Source organism: Pirellulales bacterium, assembly GCA_036490175.1.
GTDB lineage: Bacteria > Planctomycetota > Planctomycetia > Pirellulales > JACPPG01 > JACPPG01.
In genome coordinates this window covers 1-13,784 of record DASXEJ010000009.1, presented here as the reverse complement: position 1 = coordinate 13,784, position 13,784 = coordinate 1, and the positions used below count along the sequence as shown (strand labels likewise).

General features: G+C 61.7%; 12 protein-coding genes. 1 reads left to right on the top strand and 11 read right to left on the bottom strand.

The features are described 5' to 3' along the window. Together VGG64_00895 and VGG64_00890 are read right to left on the bottom strand one after the other, a co-directional pair. Positions 1-268, bottom strand: a 268-nt coding sequence (locus VGG64_00895) for an aldehyde dehydrogenase (protein HEY1598127.1), incomplete at its 3' end; no start/stop codon positions are given. Between the two features lie 143 nt (positions 269-411). Next, on the bottom strand, positions 412-1,539 hold the full coding sequence (locus tag VGG64_00890) for a hypothetical protein (GenBank protein HEY1598126.1): 1,128 nt from the start codon (positions 1,537-1,539) through the stop codon (positions 412-414). A gap of 465 nt (positions 1,540-2,004) precedes the next feature. Between VGG64_00890 and VGG64_00885 the strand changes: the two genes are divergently transcribed. Continuing rightward, positions 2,005-3,189, top strand: coding sequence for an NHL repeat-containing protein (locus VGG64_00885; protein ID HEY1598125.1), 1,185 nt, complete (start codon positions 2,005-2,007; stop codon positions 3,187-3,189). Positions 3,190-3,242: 53 nt separating this feature from the next. Here the strand turns inward: VGG64_00885 and VGG64_00880 are convergent, their stop codons facing one another. From VGG64_00880 to VGG64_00840, 9 genes are all read right to left on the bottom strand, one after another. Then, positions 3,243-4,373, bottom strand: coding sequence for a hypothetical protein (locus VGG64_00880; GenBank protein ID HEY1598124.1), 1,131 nt, complete (start codon positions 4,371-4,373; stop codon positions 3,243-3,245). A 109-nt stretch (positions 4,374-4,482) separates the two neighbouring features. After that, entirely contained in the window at positions 4,483-5,286 is an 804-nt protein-coding gene (locus VGG64_00875; GenBank protein ID HEY1598123.1) for a hypothetical protein, read from the bottom strand. 229 nt (positions 5,287-5,515) lie between these two features. Then, positions 5,516-6,541, bottom strand: coding sequence for a hypothetical protein (locus tag VGG64_00870; GenBank protein ID HEY1598122.1), 1,026 nt, complete (start codon positions 6,539-6,541; stop codon positions 5,516-5,518). 214 nt (positions 6,542-6,755) lie between these two features. Continuing rightward, a complete protein-coding gene (locus VGG64_00865) occupies positions 6,756-7,781 on the bottom strand; it encodes a hypothetical protein (GenBank protein HEY1598121.1) in 1,026 nt (341 codons plus the stop codon). A gap of 322 nt (positions 7,782-8,103) precedes the next feature. Then, a complete protein-coding gene (locus VGG64_00860) occupies positions 8,104-9,126 on the bottom strand; it encodes a M56 family metallopeptidase (protein HEY1598120.1) in 1,023 nt (340 codons plus the stop codon). A gap of 13 nt (positions 9,127-9,139) precedes the next feature. After that, positions 9,140-9,532, bottom strand: a complete 393-nt coding sequence (locus VGG64_00855; protein HEY1598119.1) for a BlaI/MecI/CopY family transcriptional regulator — start codon at positions 9,530-9,532, stop codon at positions 9,140-9,142. Between the two features lie 198 nt (positions 9,533-9,730). Beyond that, entirely contained in the window at positions 9,731-10,744 is a 1,014-nt protein-coding gene (gene aroF, locus VGG64_00850; GenBank protein HEY1598118.1) for a 3-deoxy-7-phosphoheptulonate synthase, read from the bottom strand. Positions 10,745-11,183: 439 nt separating this feature from the next. Beyond that, positions 11,184-13,406 carry a hypothetical protein gene (locus VGG64_00845; GenBank protein HEY1598117.1) on the bottom strand — a complete coding sequence of 741 codons (2,223 nt, stop codon included), beginning with the start codon at positions 13,404-13,406 and terminating at the stop codon, positions 11,184-11,186. Positions 13,407-13,481: 75 nt separating this feature from the next. Further along, positions 13,482-13,784, bottom strand: a 303-nt coding sequence (locus tag VGG64_00840; protein ID HEY1598116.1) for a hypothetical protein, incomplete at its 5' end; no start/stop codon positions are given.

Sequence of the window (13,784 nt, the reverse complement as noted above, 5' to 3'; positions counted from 1 at the left end):
CCTCGGGGCTCTGCTGCCCGTCACCCATCGGCAACGTGGCGTTGAGGTACAACTCGCCGGCCTTCTTAACCCGCGCGATCAAGTCCTCGGTCGACAATTCGCGGAGCACATCGCGGGCTCGCTGTGCAAAGCGCATGTCGCGCTGCAACAACCCGCCATTGGCCTGGCTGACCTTGGCAATGGGCTCGCCGGTGAGGAAGTGCACCACCTGATCGAGCTCGAGCGATTCGTACGGCTTTCCCCAGCGAAGGACGGGCAGATTCAGCACGTGGCGAGTCTCCGGTTTTGTGGGTCAGGCATTCGTCGACCTGACGTTTTTTGCATTGCCCAAGCCAGGCGTTTGCGGGTGCCCGGCAAAACATCGATTTCCCGTCGTCTGCGCGATGAATCATTACAGAGCGGTCGTGGCGGTCAATACACACCCACGGTGGTGGCCTCGGCCAACTCGTGGAAGGGGCGCACACCGCTGATGCCGTCCCAAGGGTACTTCTCGTAGGGGGCTTCGCGCTCGCCCTCATCCCGTTCCAGGAAGCCGGGGACGAAGAATTCCTTGGTCAGGGTGGTCAGCTTGACGCGCCCCGTTTGGCCATATTCCACCACCCGGTTCGAGTCCGTGAAATCGACCACTTCGGCCACGGCCCGCGGCTGCGGAGCGTAGTAGGTGATCTTGTAATTGTCAGCCGCCGTGACAGGCTTCGAGCAGGCCAGTCCCATCAGCGTATTCCCGTAGGTGGGGGTCATGTAGACGCCTTCCAGAAACTCCTCGGTGGCGAAGCGGGTCCACTGCGGCGTGAACTCGGTCCCGCCCGAGAAAATGCCTGTGATGCCGGCCTTGCGGATGCTCGATCCGCGCTTCTCGAGTGCCACGGCCAGCGCTTCCAATAGTTTGGGGGTCGTGAACATGCAGCGGATATCGTGCCCGGCGCCAAGGATCGTGATCGCCTGGTCGATGCAATGTTCCTTGTAAGCCTCGAGATGCTCCATCCAACCCTTCTTGATCAGCTTAATCACCCAGCGAGGGTCGAGATCGATGCAGAACGAAATGCCTCCGCGATATTGGGCCAGGTGCTCCACGGCCAACCGCAGCCGGCGCGGGCCCGAGGGACCGAGCATCAGCCAATTCGCCCCCTTGGGAAAGTACTCGTCAGGGAGTGTGTGGCTGAACAGTTCGTAGTCCGTGCGGAAGTCGTCGATCGCGATACGGCTCTTGGGTACACCCGTTGTACCACCGGTCTCGAAGACATAAATCGGCCGATCGGCATAGGCTTTGGGGACCCAGCGGCGCACCGGGCCACCGCGCAGCCATTCATCCTGAAACGGCTCGAACTTGTGCAGGTCGTCGTAGTTCTTGATTTCCTTCAATGGGTCGAACTTCTGCTTGCCGGCGTATTCCAGCCAAAAGGGGCAACCCGTCGACGGATGAAAGTGCCACTGCACGATTTCGTACGTGTGGGCATCAAGCTTGTCGCGAGCCGTTTTGGCCGCGGCGGCCAGACTGGCGCTGGCGGTGGAACTCTTGGCCGATTCGGTAACGCTCATGCTCAACTCCAGCAGGAAACGGTTTCGGGCGTGATCTAGCGGGGCAGGGCAGGGGGGCACAATTCGCTGGTGCCCCAGGCAATCAAAAAGTGCCAGGGCCGTGGCGGCCGGCACAGTCGTCGCTGGCCCAAATCCGGGGGACGCTGGCCGGCAACCCCATAGTTTTAACTGCTGCACGGTCAGCTGGCCAGCAGATGGGGGACTGTACCGGTCGGTTAAAACGTGGCGGGCCCTCTTGCTGATCTGCACGACCTTGCTGGTTTTTACAAAAATTCTTTGTTTTTCACTTCGCGCGACGTTATAGTAGCGACGTTCCTTCATGTTTCTCACCGTGGTGCAGCTAGCGAACGTTCTCTCTAGCCTTTGACCTTCTTTCCGGTGCTGTGGTCGCGCCATGCTGGCGGGCCAGTAATTCCGTCTCAATGCCGCAGGCAATTGCCTGCGCGCGACATGGCACTGTTTCTCATGAACAGTTGCGAGCGTTCGACGCAGGGAACTGTCGTGCGCGAGCAGGGAGACACGACTTTGATCGAACACCATGTCCATAACCGCTGGTTCGTGCGATTGCTACAAGCGGGGATCGTGTGCGGCGGCATCTTGGCCCCATTTTCGAGTTGCTACGCGGCGCCACAGGCGCTGTACGTCACCGACGGCGACGTCATTCACGGGTTCGACGCTGTGACCGGCGCGCCCTTGCCGTCGTTTACCGACATCTCGTTGCTCGGTGCAACCGGCCTGGCCATGGGGCCGGACGGCGATCTTTATGCGGGCAACACGGACCCGGCGCAAATCTTTCGCTACGACCCCACAACCGGAGCCCAGATCGGTGCCGGACCCTTCGTCACCTTCAACGGCCAGAACGATGGCCATGATGTGCAAAATCCCCAGGGCATGCGCTTCGGCCCGGGCGGGTCTTTGTACGTCGCCGATGTGACACTCTCGAATGTCCACATCTACGACTCTCTGGGCAACTCGCAGGGCGCGATCACGAGCGCCTCGCTCGATCAGCCCGGTGATGTCGCCTTCGATTCGAGCGGCAACCTGTACGTCGTTAATCCAGGCTCTGCCAACATACTGGTGGCGAAAGGGAGTCCGCCGGCGCCGCTTGCGGATTTCACTAGCCCCACGGCCGGTGGATTGATCAATCCCACATCGCTCAGCTTCGGTCCGGATGGGGATTTGTACGTACTCGATATCGGCGGCGGCGCGCCGAAGGTGGTTCGCTTTACCCCCAGCGGCACACCAGACGGCACCGTCCTTTCGTTTGCCGGCAACAATCCTTTCAATCCGGCCTATCTGGCCTTTGGGCCGGACGGAAATCTGTATCTCTCGGGCCAGGATCTTAACACCGCGGCGGGCGAGGTCCTGAAATTCGGCACCGATGGAGCGCCCTTGGGCACGTTCATTGGCACGGGGCTGACGGCTCCTACATTCCTGGTGTTCAGCGTGCCTGAACCTCGGTCGGTCGTGCTGCTCGGCTGGGGCGCCCTGGGACTAGGCCTGTACGCCATGTCGCGTCGCCGTCTGCGCACCAATCGCCCGCGCCGCACGCCGGGGCGAATCGCTTTGCCGGCCAATCGCAGCCTGCTGGAACGCCGCCGCCTGCGGCTGCCGCTGCGCACGCGCGAGTCTCGCGGGATGGGTGCATAGCGATCGAAATATTCTTTTAACGTCGCACGCCTGCCCAGGCATCTCGCCTTGGACTACTTCGCGCGTGGCGACGTATTCGTGGAAGACGAATTGCTGGAACGCTTGTCGTCCAGTTCGCGGGCCGCACGCAGTGCACGCAACAATTCCAGCACTTTTTCGTGCGTCGCGTAGGCCTGCGAGATGACGATGCTCTTGGCCGAGGGGACGGCCACAATGCTCCCCGGGCCTCCGGCCGAATCCCAACATTCGGGATCGATGATGGTGGTGATGGCCTTGATTAGCGCTTCATAGCCGCCGCCAGCGCCCCCTGACGTGCCATCATCTTGCAGATCAGCCACCGGATACGTACGCGTAATCGGCATCGCAACGGCCTTCTCTTGCGATGTGATCCACAGCACGTCATCCCGTACCAGGTACGTCAAGTCGAGGTCTCCTAGCATCATTCGCAGCGCCGAGCGCAACGATGCGTCCTTAATGCTCTTGGTGATGGGCGTCGAGGTGGCGACGCCCGCCTCGTTCAGCCCCTTCTCGTCGAGCTGGATCTCAATGGCATGCTTGCTTTTGATGTAGTCCAAGACATCGGACAGGGGGGTGTCGGCGAACTCCAGGTCAGTCGGATCGTCGAGCGTGGTCGTGATCTTCTTCTCACTCACCGACAACCGCGGCAAAAATTCAACCGACGAAGGGCCCTTGGGCGCGAGTTCGAACGTCCCGGGCGCAGGCGCAGAATAGACGGCCGCAGGCGTGGGCGCGTTCACTGCCGCTGCGGCAGCAGGCGCGCCAATCGGCAGTGCCTTCGGAGCGGCAGCCGGCGTTGACGTCTTTGGCGTGCCAGCCGGCACTGCCGCCGTCGGGGCCGTTGCGGCTGTCGGCGCGATCAGGAAAGTCCCGGCGGCGGGCACCGTAGCAGCGGCCGCTACCGGCCCGGGAACCGTGGCAGCGGCCGGTGTCACCGGCGACGTCGATTGCACATAGGCTACCGTTGGCGCAGCCTCGACTTGCTCGACCAACGACACGACAAAGCCCCCTGTCGAAGCGTTGTTTTCCGATTGCTCCGCCAAGGCTTGTGCCGGACGCGACAGGTAGATCGTCGGCACCGCCACGGCACAGACGGCCACCGCTACTAACACTGCCGACACGCGCCGCGAGAGTTGCGGAATCGATTTCTTGGTGAGTGGAAGCATGGCCATTCTCCGTTTCCAAAATGTACCGAGCCGGACCGCCGGGCCCGTCTCGAAGGTTGTTGCCCAGGGGCCGAATTCTTGTCGTATATTCATCTTCTTGCCCTCACCATTAGTATCTGTGGCCTGCTGGCGATTTTCGGTCCATCGCGATCCGCTTGGCCGCGCGCAATGATCGCAGCAGCGTTAAAACATGCTCGTGACCCGACGGGGTCTGCGTGATCACCAGGCAAGCCGACGTAGGAACGATCGAAATCGTGGCAAAGCCGCCGTTTTCCTTCCACGATTTGGTATCGATGGTCGCAGTTAGCGTCTCTTGTAGGGTCAAAAGCGACTCGTAAAAAGCCTTCGGCGACTGCAAGGTCTCGTTCTGCTCTCGGGGCGGTAGCAGGTCGGCGACGGGATACGTGCGCGTGAACGCATCCGCTTCGGCCTCTGCAACGTCACGATTGCGGTCGATGAACAACACACCGTCCCTGATCGCGTGGTCCAGGTCGAGCAGCCGTAAAAGTGCCCGCAGTGAGATGCCGTACAGGATCCGGTCGCTGGTATCGTTGCCGATTTCTGCCACGTTGAAGATCGTGACGCGCGCCTCGTCACCCACCGCTTTCACCAGTCCGTCGAACGATTGGTGCGACAGATTCCAGTCGCGCGGTGTATCGAGCAAAACCATGATGCGCTTTTCCTGGGGCGACGGCGCAGGCAGGAACTCGACCGCGGTCTCACCATCGACATATGTTGCGCTCTCACTGGCGACGGGTGCTGGTGCCGCTGGCGAGGTCTCATCGGCATTGGCCTGAGGCGCATCCGACAGGTATACAGTCGGCACGGCCACGGCACAGACGGTCACAGCGATGAGCACCGCCGCCACGCGCCGCGATAGCTGAGGAGTCGATTTTTTAGTGAACGGAAGCATGGCCATTCTCCGTTTCCAAAATGTGCCGAGCCGGGCTGTGTGGCCCGTCTCGAAGGTTGTTGCCCAAGGGCCAAATTCTTGTCGGATATTCAATCTCGTCGACATGATTGCGTACGCAGCGGGTTTACGTTCCACAGGTGCCTCCACCGACATACGAACGTCCGCGTAAGGGCGCGGAACCGATTTTGTGACTCTTGAAAGCGTGTTAAACGCCACGGCTTGCCACGCGCTAGTCTGGGTGAAATCTCACCGGCTTATCCAACTTGTCCCACAGTTCCATGCGGTTGCGGAGACGTACATTGACCACCAGCGGCAACGTTTTTTCGCCGGGCCATAGCGATACGTCGCGGATTTCATAGCGCTCGTAGTCGCGTGCTTGGACCTCGAACTTTTGCACGCCTTGCACCTTGTCTTTGTTGAATTGCGCCGAAATCTGCGTAAACCCACTGGCACCGGCACTGCTCGACGAGCCGACAGCCAACGTCTTGCCGTCGCCGTCGACGGCGATCACCCGGACGTCTTTGCCGGTAACATTATGACTAACAACAAGGACCAATTTGCCTTCCCGCTCGGAGGTCGGGGAAAAGGCGAAGCCATATTTGGGACCTCCAATCGACATAATTGACTGGCCGTTCGTCTCGGCGAGCGTCTCCCACTCACCGCGGGCGACGGTTATTTCAATCGTGCAGGTCTTGGTGTCGGCGGGAAACGCCTGCGCGAGGGCTTCCAAATCCTTGATGGGTTTACCATTGTCATCGAGCGCTTGGCCGCTGGCACCCGATCCGCTTCTTTTGATGCCCCACGAGACGTTCGTGCCCTTGGGCGGTTGTTCTACCCAGCGGGCGGCGACCTCGCGGACGAAATTTCCGATCTCGGGACCCACGCGGCTGCGAAAATCTTGATAGGGAACTGCGGCCGGGCTGCCATCGGGAGCCCACCACTCGGTGTCTTTCGACGGGTGCTCACCGACGGCGACCAACTCGAATACGCCGCCACCAATCAGTTGGACACGCACCGGCTGCCCTTCGGTCATTTGCGCGGTGGCTCCAACAGGAGTCGCAGAAGAATCGTCATCGGCCACCGCTGTCGGTTGCGGATCGGAGATAGTTGTCAGAATGTCGGGAACGGCTGCCGGCGCTCGCGACAGGTACAACGTCGGCGCAGCCAAACTGCCGGCAGTGATCAACACCAGCACCAGCGTTGCGCGGCGCGATCGCTCGGCATTGGCGCGCCGCGTGGCCGGTAGCGATGCCATTCTGCGCCTCCAGAATGTGCTCAACTCAACGGAATGATGCGCGGTGAGGGCCGTACCCCAGGGGCCGAAAACGTACGGCGCGGGGCCCGCCCGTCGACACTTCCGTTCTGTGCCAGACGCAGTAACAGACGGTATGTTCGTGGCGGACTTCATTGGACGATCTCTGCATGCTCGCTTTTACAATGCGATTGTCGCACGTGGTTAATCTGAGCGATCAACGATCCACAGAAGTACGTTCCGTTCGATTATTCACGTCGGTCGACCCGTCCACCTTGTCCAGTAACTCCAACTGCTGACGTAGGATGGCATCAGTGCGATCCATTTGTTGACGCGCGGGGGTGATCTTGACGACCTTGGGGTTCGTCGGCTCGCCGGGCCACAACGAAATGTCGCGAATCTCGAAGCGCTCGAACGGCCGCGACTGCACGCGAAATTCCAGTACGTCCGCCAGTTTGAGATCCGAAAAAGTGGCGGTGGTCATGCGGAATTTCTTCATGCCGCCTCCCTGGCACGCGCCATTGTGGATTGTTTTGCCATCGCGCCCGACCGCGACGATACGGACATCATCCTCAAGCACATCATGGCTAACAATCAGAACGATCTTGTCCGCCGCTTCGAAGGCCCGCGTGAACGCGAAGGCGTGTTTTGCATCGGCGTAGCCCATTCCATTGTCGTCCGCCTCCATGGCGCATAGATTCTCCCAAGGTCCGGCCGCGACCATGATCCATAGACCACACATTTTAGGGTTATGGCGGATTGCAAAGTCAGTTGCTTCGAGGTCCTTGATGCGGAGTCCTTCGGCATCCAGCGGCAGGCCAATTCCGTTCGCCGAGATATCTCCCTTGGGACCCCAGCGAACCGTTACGCCCTCGTCAGGGCGTTTGACCCACCGCACGGCCATTTCCCGCATCAGGTCCTCGGTATCGCACTCGTTCTCGAACTTCTGATAGGGGGGCTCGATAAGGCTGCCGTCGGGTGCCCACCATTGCTTGCCTTGCGAGGGATGCTCGCAGACGGCAACCAGTTCCAGCACTCCGCCCCCCGGCAAGTCGACGCGCACGGGCCGGCCATCAGCTTTCTCTTCGTCCGGCCCCCGTTGGTCCGCAGCAGTCGGCTGCCGCACTGCCGGCTGCTCGGGTGCGGCGGCCGGTGCGTGCGAAAGGTACACCGTTGGCGCGGACAGCGTGACGAGCGCTGCCACGGACAGCATCCCGATCGCGCGTCGCGATGTGCCTTGCATTGTGTTTCTGGTCGACGGCAACATGGCCATTCTGTGCTTCCAAAATGCGCTCAATCGCATGGTCGAGCTCGCCCCAAATGACGTAGCCCACGGGCCGAAGGCAGTCGAATGCAGCGGGCCGAGGGCAGCGGGCAGGATCTGCGCCCGTGCCGATTTCATGCGTCGTTCATGCCAATTTGCATTCATAATCCAGTCGCCTCCTGCCTTCTCTGTGCTCTCTGTGAGCGCTTGTGGCAAGTCTTCCCGCGGTCGGGAATCGAAGCATTCCGCCGCAGACGCCCCTGACAGCACAAGGATTTTTTGTATCGCCCGAGGGTCATTCTTACGTGTCCGACAAGGATTCTTGGCCATCCAGCCCGGCCGATGCCGTTGAGCCGCTGCGCAGCATGGCGGGCTCCGACAAGCGGCTCACGACGCGCACCAGCAAGTCCGCGTAGGCGCCCGCACCATGACCGCTTTCGGCCATCGCCCAACCGTCGCAGGCCAATTCCGCTTCCAGCCGGGTACGAAACGCCACCAGGTGGGCGATCGGATGGAAGAAGTAGAACATCCGCGCGAGCTGAGGAATCCAGCCGAAAAACAAGTCATAACGTTTCACATGCGCCAGCTCGTGGATCAGCACGGGCTCGATTTCGTTTTGGGGCAGAAGGGATTCGAGCGAGCGGGGTAGCACCATCACAGTTCGCGACAGCCCACACACAAACGGCGAACACTCCACCTCAGTCACCAATACACGCGGCACACGTCCGAGTCGCAGCCGGGTCGCACATTGAGCGACCAACGTATCGAGCGCCGCGCTCGCCGGCGACGCTTGGCGCAATAGCCTTACCAGCCGTGCTCGCTGCCCCAAGAGCACGACCAATTGTGCGACGACAATCACGGCCCATGCGAACATCAACCAGGCTCGCCAGGACAGCGCCGACGTTGATGGGACGGCCATTGGTCCGCCGGGCGCGATCGGCAGCGAGGGCGTCCCAGTTTCGGCGGCCGGCGGCGATGGCGCCACGGGCGACGAGCGGGCCGTCAATAGGGCCGACTCCGCCAGGGCGGACTTGGACTGCGCCGCGGCGGGCGGCGTCGAAGCCACGTGTTCGCGCGACGACATGGCGGAAAACGGCGAGACTTCAGGTACCCATGCCAAGGGAACTGCTAACGTCCATAGCGGCGCGAAGAGAATCTTGATCGCCACGATCTGCCACAACCAGTAGCGGATCGACGGGGTCGAGCGCCGCAGTAGCCAGGCCACGACTGCCACGACAGCCGCTAGCAGCGTCGACTGCCAGACGACGGCGATCAGTAGGGCCGACCAATCGGCTGCCAACAAGTTCCAAGTCGCGGCGGACACGTGGTGTGGCCCCTTACGAGTCTTGTTTTTCGTCAGTCAGTTTGCGGGCGATCGCCCGCAGCGCGGCCAGGTCTTTGGCACTTAATTTCTCTTGATCCGCCAGGTAGGCCACTAGCGGAGCCGTCGAACCGCCCAATGTGCGTTCGACGAATCGTTCCACCAGCGACGGCAGCAGCCGCTGCGGTTCGACAGCGGCGCGGAATTGCACCGGAACCTCGCCAGGCACACGCACCAACAGCCCTTTACCTTCCAAGCGCTGCATGGTCTTGAGCACCGTGGTGCGGCCCACTGCCCGTTCCTTGCGCGCCAGGTCCCAGATCGTACGCTCGGTACAGGGCTGCTGATGCCAGACCAGCCCCAGTATGCGAATCTCGAGCTCGCCGAGCGTAGGCACTTCCTTCGCCATCACGCGCCTCTACGGGAAATTGTTCCGGCCCCGCTGTACGACCGCTGCCGTAACCATGTCCGTGATCTTACGGCAGGTGTCGTACGGTGTCAAGAGAAATGATAAATGCAGAATGCAAAATGGTGAATTCGGGACGGCAAGTTTGGCACGCCGTGGGTGCCGGCCGTTCAGCATTTATCCTTTCGAGTGCATCGTTTCCTACATTTTCTTCCCCAGCGCTTCGGCCACGCGGCGGCACAGGGCCATTGTGTCGGCGAACTGTTTAAAGGTGAGCGATTGGTAGCCGTCGGATAGCGCGTTTTCGGGGTCGGGATGAACCTCGAGGATCAGGCCATCGGCGCCGGCGGCCACGCTGGCTGCGGCCATTTGCGGCACCAGGTAGGTATGACCTGTGCCGTGGCTGGGATCGACCACAACCGGCAAGTGTGTCTTGGCGTGCAGGTAGGCCACCGAGGCCAGCGGCAGCGTGAAACGCGTATGCGTTTCGAAGGTGCGAATGCCGCGCTCGCACAGCATCACGTCGGGGTTGCCGGCGTCCAGGATGTATTCGGCCGCTAGCAGCAACTCCTCCATCGTGGCGCTGGGGCCGCGCTTCAGCAGCACGGGCTTGCCCCCTTTGCCGGCCGCTTCCAAGAGGCGGTAGTTTTGCATGTTGCGAGCGCCGATCTGCAGCACGTCGGCATAACGGGCCACGAGCGCGACGTCCTCCGTGGCCACTACTTCCGTGACCACGGCCAGGCCGGTTGCTTCGCGGGCCGCGGCCAGCAACTTCAGCCCGTCTTCTTTCAAGCCTTGGAAGCTATAGGGACTGGTGCGCGGCTTGAAAGCGCCGCCGCGCAGTGCCGTCGCGCCGGCGGCCTGGCAGGCGCGCGCTGTTGAGAGCAACTGTTCCTCGGTCTCGACCGAGCAGGGGCCGGCGATGACGCCGATCGTATTGCCGCCTAGCGTCAGGCTGCCGGTGCGGATCACGGTCGGCTCGGACTTTACCTCGCGGCTGGCGATCTTGTAGGGAGCCAGGATCGGCAGCACTTCGGCCACGCCGACGCCACTTTCCAGAGATTCCTTCAGCCCGTCGCGCTCGGGGCCGATGGCCGCCACGACAGTCCGCTCAACTCCGTTGAGCACATGCGGCTTCAGCCCCAGCTTGGAAATGCGCTCGACCATGTGATCGATTTGCTCCCGCGTAGCATCTTTTTTCATGACGACGATCACCGGTTGGACTCCTCTGGAGAATAGTGGGGTGGTGCGACGGCGGACGAACCCATTTGCTGCCCTGTGCGACAAAAAAACGAGGGCTTTGTTCAGGACGCGCCGTGCCAGGAAAGTTGCGATTTGAAAGCGGAAACGTAATGGTTGCGAAATAGGAACAAAAAAAGCCCCGACGACCAGTCTTGGGTCGTCGGGGCTTTGGTGCTACAGCTCGTCGCGTGAGGATTAAATACGTCCTCCGGCCCCGCGACCCGTCGGGGTAAAGTAAAACCAGAACCAGTAGGTGGTATGGGTCGAGGTCATGCAGATATTCTGCGCTGCAGGGGGGCCGGCCGCAAGATGCCAGACCGCGGAAAAATCGTCGTGGCGGCCGTGCTGCACTTGGTTTTTCTCAAGTGCGCTCCCGAGAAAAGATACGGGATCGATCTGATGACGCGCGCATTTATTTGGCGGCGCGATTCGGCGCTTGCGCTCGCAACAGCAAATGCTCCATGCGAATTTGCGACTCGGGGCTTTGCACCACAAGCAAGCACTTGCCGGCTTCGTCGAGCTCAACCGAACCCAATCCACCCCCTTCGATCCAAGAGGCCGCATCAAAGCGATCACGCAGTCGGGCCAGCATCTCCTGCGGATCAAGCCGGTTGGCCAGCAAACCGGTGACGGGATAAACCTCGAACTCCAGGCGATTTGGCAAACTGCGTCGGGCGAAGACCTGCAGGGTTCGCTCGTCGACGACGCGGTAAGTCATGCCGGCCGGGGTCAAGAGTCCGGTGAGCACTTCGTAAAATGCCTCGTGATCGGCGATCACGGTGACCGGCGAGCGGCACCATAAGCCTGCTTCGTCCAACGATGCCTCGTCGATGAGGATCCGTGCCCCCGTGTTGCGCGCCAGCCAGGCCAGTACCTCGCACAGCGGCGTTTCCAAACCAAAATTCGCGGTGACCTGCTTGTCGAGAATGGTCTTGGCGCGGCTATAGCGAGTCTTCAGGGACACTTCCTCGCTGCGGGCCGTGTCCTTTGCCGCCACGCCGCGCACGACACGCAGCTTGTTAAGAAAGTCGACCACGCGCCGCTGCACCAGCGACGTCTGCTCGACGATCAGCTCGTCGTCGCTGCTTGTTATGCGACCGCTGCCGCCATGTTCTTGCCAAGCAGCGGGCGCTGCATAGCGGGCTACCAGCGTGGCCAAATGCCCCGCGTTATCACCGCCGGCAGCCGCCAGGTCGTGGACATCGTATCGGATGGTTGCCTCGCCGCCCGCCCGTCCCTCCGGCGAAGTCACTGTCAACTGCTGGCCGTGGATGACGTGAACCAATCCACGTTTGGCCAGCACTTCCACCAGCACCTGGCCGACGGTCGTGTCCTCGGCCGTGATCGAGATCAAGTCGCTGGCCCGGGCTCCGATCGCGGCCATTCCGTCAACGTCCAGCGTGATCGGTATGGTGCTCAATCGCGACAAAAAGTCACAGAAGTCGGCCAGCGTCACGCGCTTGAATTGAATGGCCGTCAATGGATCGTCCAAACGCTCGGGGACGTCAATTTGCGGGGCCGACTCTTGCGCCACCAGCACGTCATCGTCGGCCGGTTCCGTCGCATTAGCGGCAGGCGCCGCGGGCGCCATCTCGGCCTGATTTGCGTCCGCGGCCGTATTCTCGATTGCCGCCGGAGTTTGCGGCGGGGCAAAGGGGGAGACCGGTTGTTTCGCCGCTGGGACTAGCGCCCGATCGGTGGTCGGTCGCGCAGCGACCGTCGCCGCCGGTTGATCTGCCCCGGCAGGTTCAGCCGCTGGCTCGGCACCGGGTTCTGCCGAGCCGGTGTCAGCGTTGGCCGTGTCCTCGTGCGCAGGTGCCTGCTCAGCCTGAGTCGCGGCGGCCGGATCGTCCTGCCCTGTGTCCGCGACTTTTGGTTGCTCGGCGGTAGCGCCGGGCGCCGCACCGTCGGCGGCCACTTGAACTACGTCCGTGTTGGGCACGGCCTCTACAGGTTGATCCGTGTTATCGGCCGGGGCATCGACAGCAACTGATTGCGAATCAGCGAGCGAAGGCGGTGCATTCGCCACGTCGCCCGGACGAAACAAGATCCATGCCAAGAGAGCGATCACTAGCGCCGCCACCGGAGAACAGAGCAGCACCAGTCGATGACGCACGGCTCCTTCCAATAGCCGAGTAGCCAGGCTTTCGCCGGGCTCGTCCATGGGCACCGGAGGAATATCGTTCGGATTGATTTCCGAGTAGGGGTCAACCGGCGCCGTCACAGGATTCGAGGCAACCAGCGGTGCGGCCGATGCAGCCGCCTGTGCCGATGTTAGCGCTGTCGTTGGCACTGCGTCTGTCGCCGCGGTGGGAGCTGCGATGGAAGCCTTGGCAGCTGCGGGCGTTTTCTGCGACGCAGTAGATTGCGCCTGTTTCGCGGCGCGCGCATAATCGGGCGAAATCATATTCAGCGTCACGCTGCCGGAATTGGCGTCGACGCCACTGGCGTGCGGGGCCGATTCGGGCATCGGTGCCGGCGCGGGCGCCGGCGCACTCGGTCGCCAACCAGCGGGCGCGACGACCTGCACCATGCTCTGACATTTAGGGCAGGCCAGAATCTTGCCAATGGCTGCCGGATCGCGCACCTTCAGCCGGGCCTGGCACGTCGTGCAGGTGATCGCGAACAATTCCATGGTCGCGTTCCCGAAACTGGCTGGGCAGCGATCCGCTAAGACGCCTCTGACGATGCCACCCGCATCGAACCGGATTCACTTTTCCGCGAACTCGGCGGGCAGCGTGTCGCCTCGTCCCTTAGCGGCGGCGCGCGTCGTAACGTAGAGAGCCTCTCCGTTGCCCCCTGCAGGGGGCTTAATCACATATACCAGCTTACCGTCAGAGTTCGCCCGAATCATGATCTTTTGCAAAATTTCTCGGGCGGATTGGTCGCGTTCTTCGAGTCCGAAAGATTGATTTTTCGTAATTCCCTCGGCCTGCAGGTCAGCCCCCATGATTACTATTTCGGCTCCCAGCTCGTCGGCCACCATTTGCAACGCCTTTTCCAGGGTCGCCCG

Excerpts from the sequence above, each read along its gene's own strand:
- VGG64_00890 (HEY1598126.1), bottom strand. The coding sequence starts at position 1,539 with ATGAGCGTTACCGAATCGGCCAAGAGTTCCACCGCCAGCGCCAGTCTG.
- VGG64_00885 (HEY1598125.1), top strand. The coding sequence starts at position 2,005 with ATGAACAGTTGCGAGCGTTCGACGCAGGGAACTGTCGTGCGCGAGCAG.
- VGG64_00880 (HEY1598124.1), bottom strand. The coding sequence starts at position 4,373 with ATGCTTCCACTCACCAAGAAATCGATTCCGCAACTCTCGCGGCGCGTG.
- VGG64_00875 (HEY1598123.1), bottom strand. The coding sequence starts at position 5,286 with ATGCTTCCGTTCACTAAAAAATCGACTCCTCAGCTATCGCGGCGCGTG.
- VGG64_00870 (HEY1598122.1), bottom strand. The coding sequence starts at position 6,541 with ATGGCATCGCTACCGGCCACGCGGCGCGCCAATGCCGAGCGATCGCGC.
- VGG64_00865 (HEY1598121.1), bottom strand. The coding sequence starts at position 7,781 with ATGCAAGGCACATCGCGACGCGCGATCGGGATGCTGTCCGTGGCAGCG.
- VGG64_00855 (HEY1598119.1), bottom strand. The coding sequence starts at position 9,532 with ATGGCGAAGGAAGTGCCTACGCTCGGCGAGCTCGAGATTCGCATACTG.
- VGG64_00845 (HEY1598117.1), bottom strand. The coding sequence starts at position 13,406 with ATGGAATTGTTCGCGATCACCTGCACGACGTGCCAGGCCCGGCTGAAG.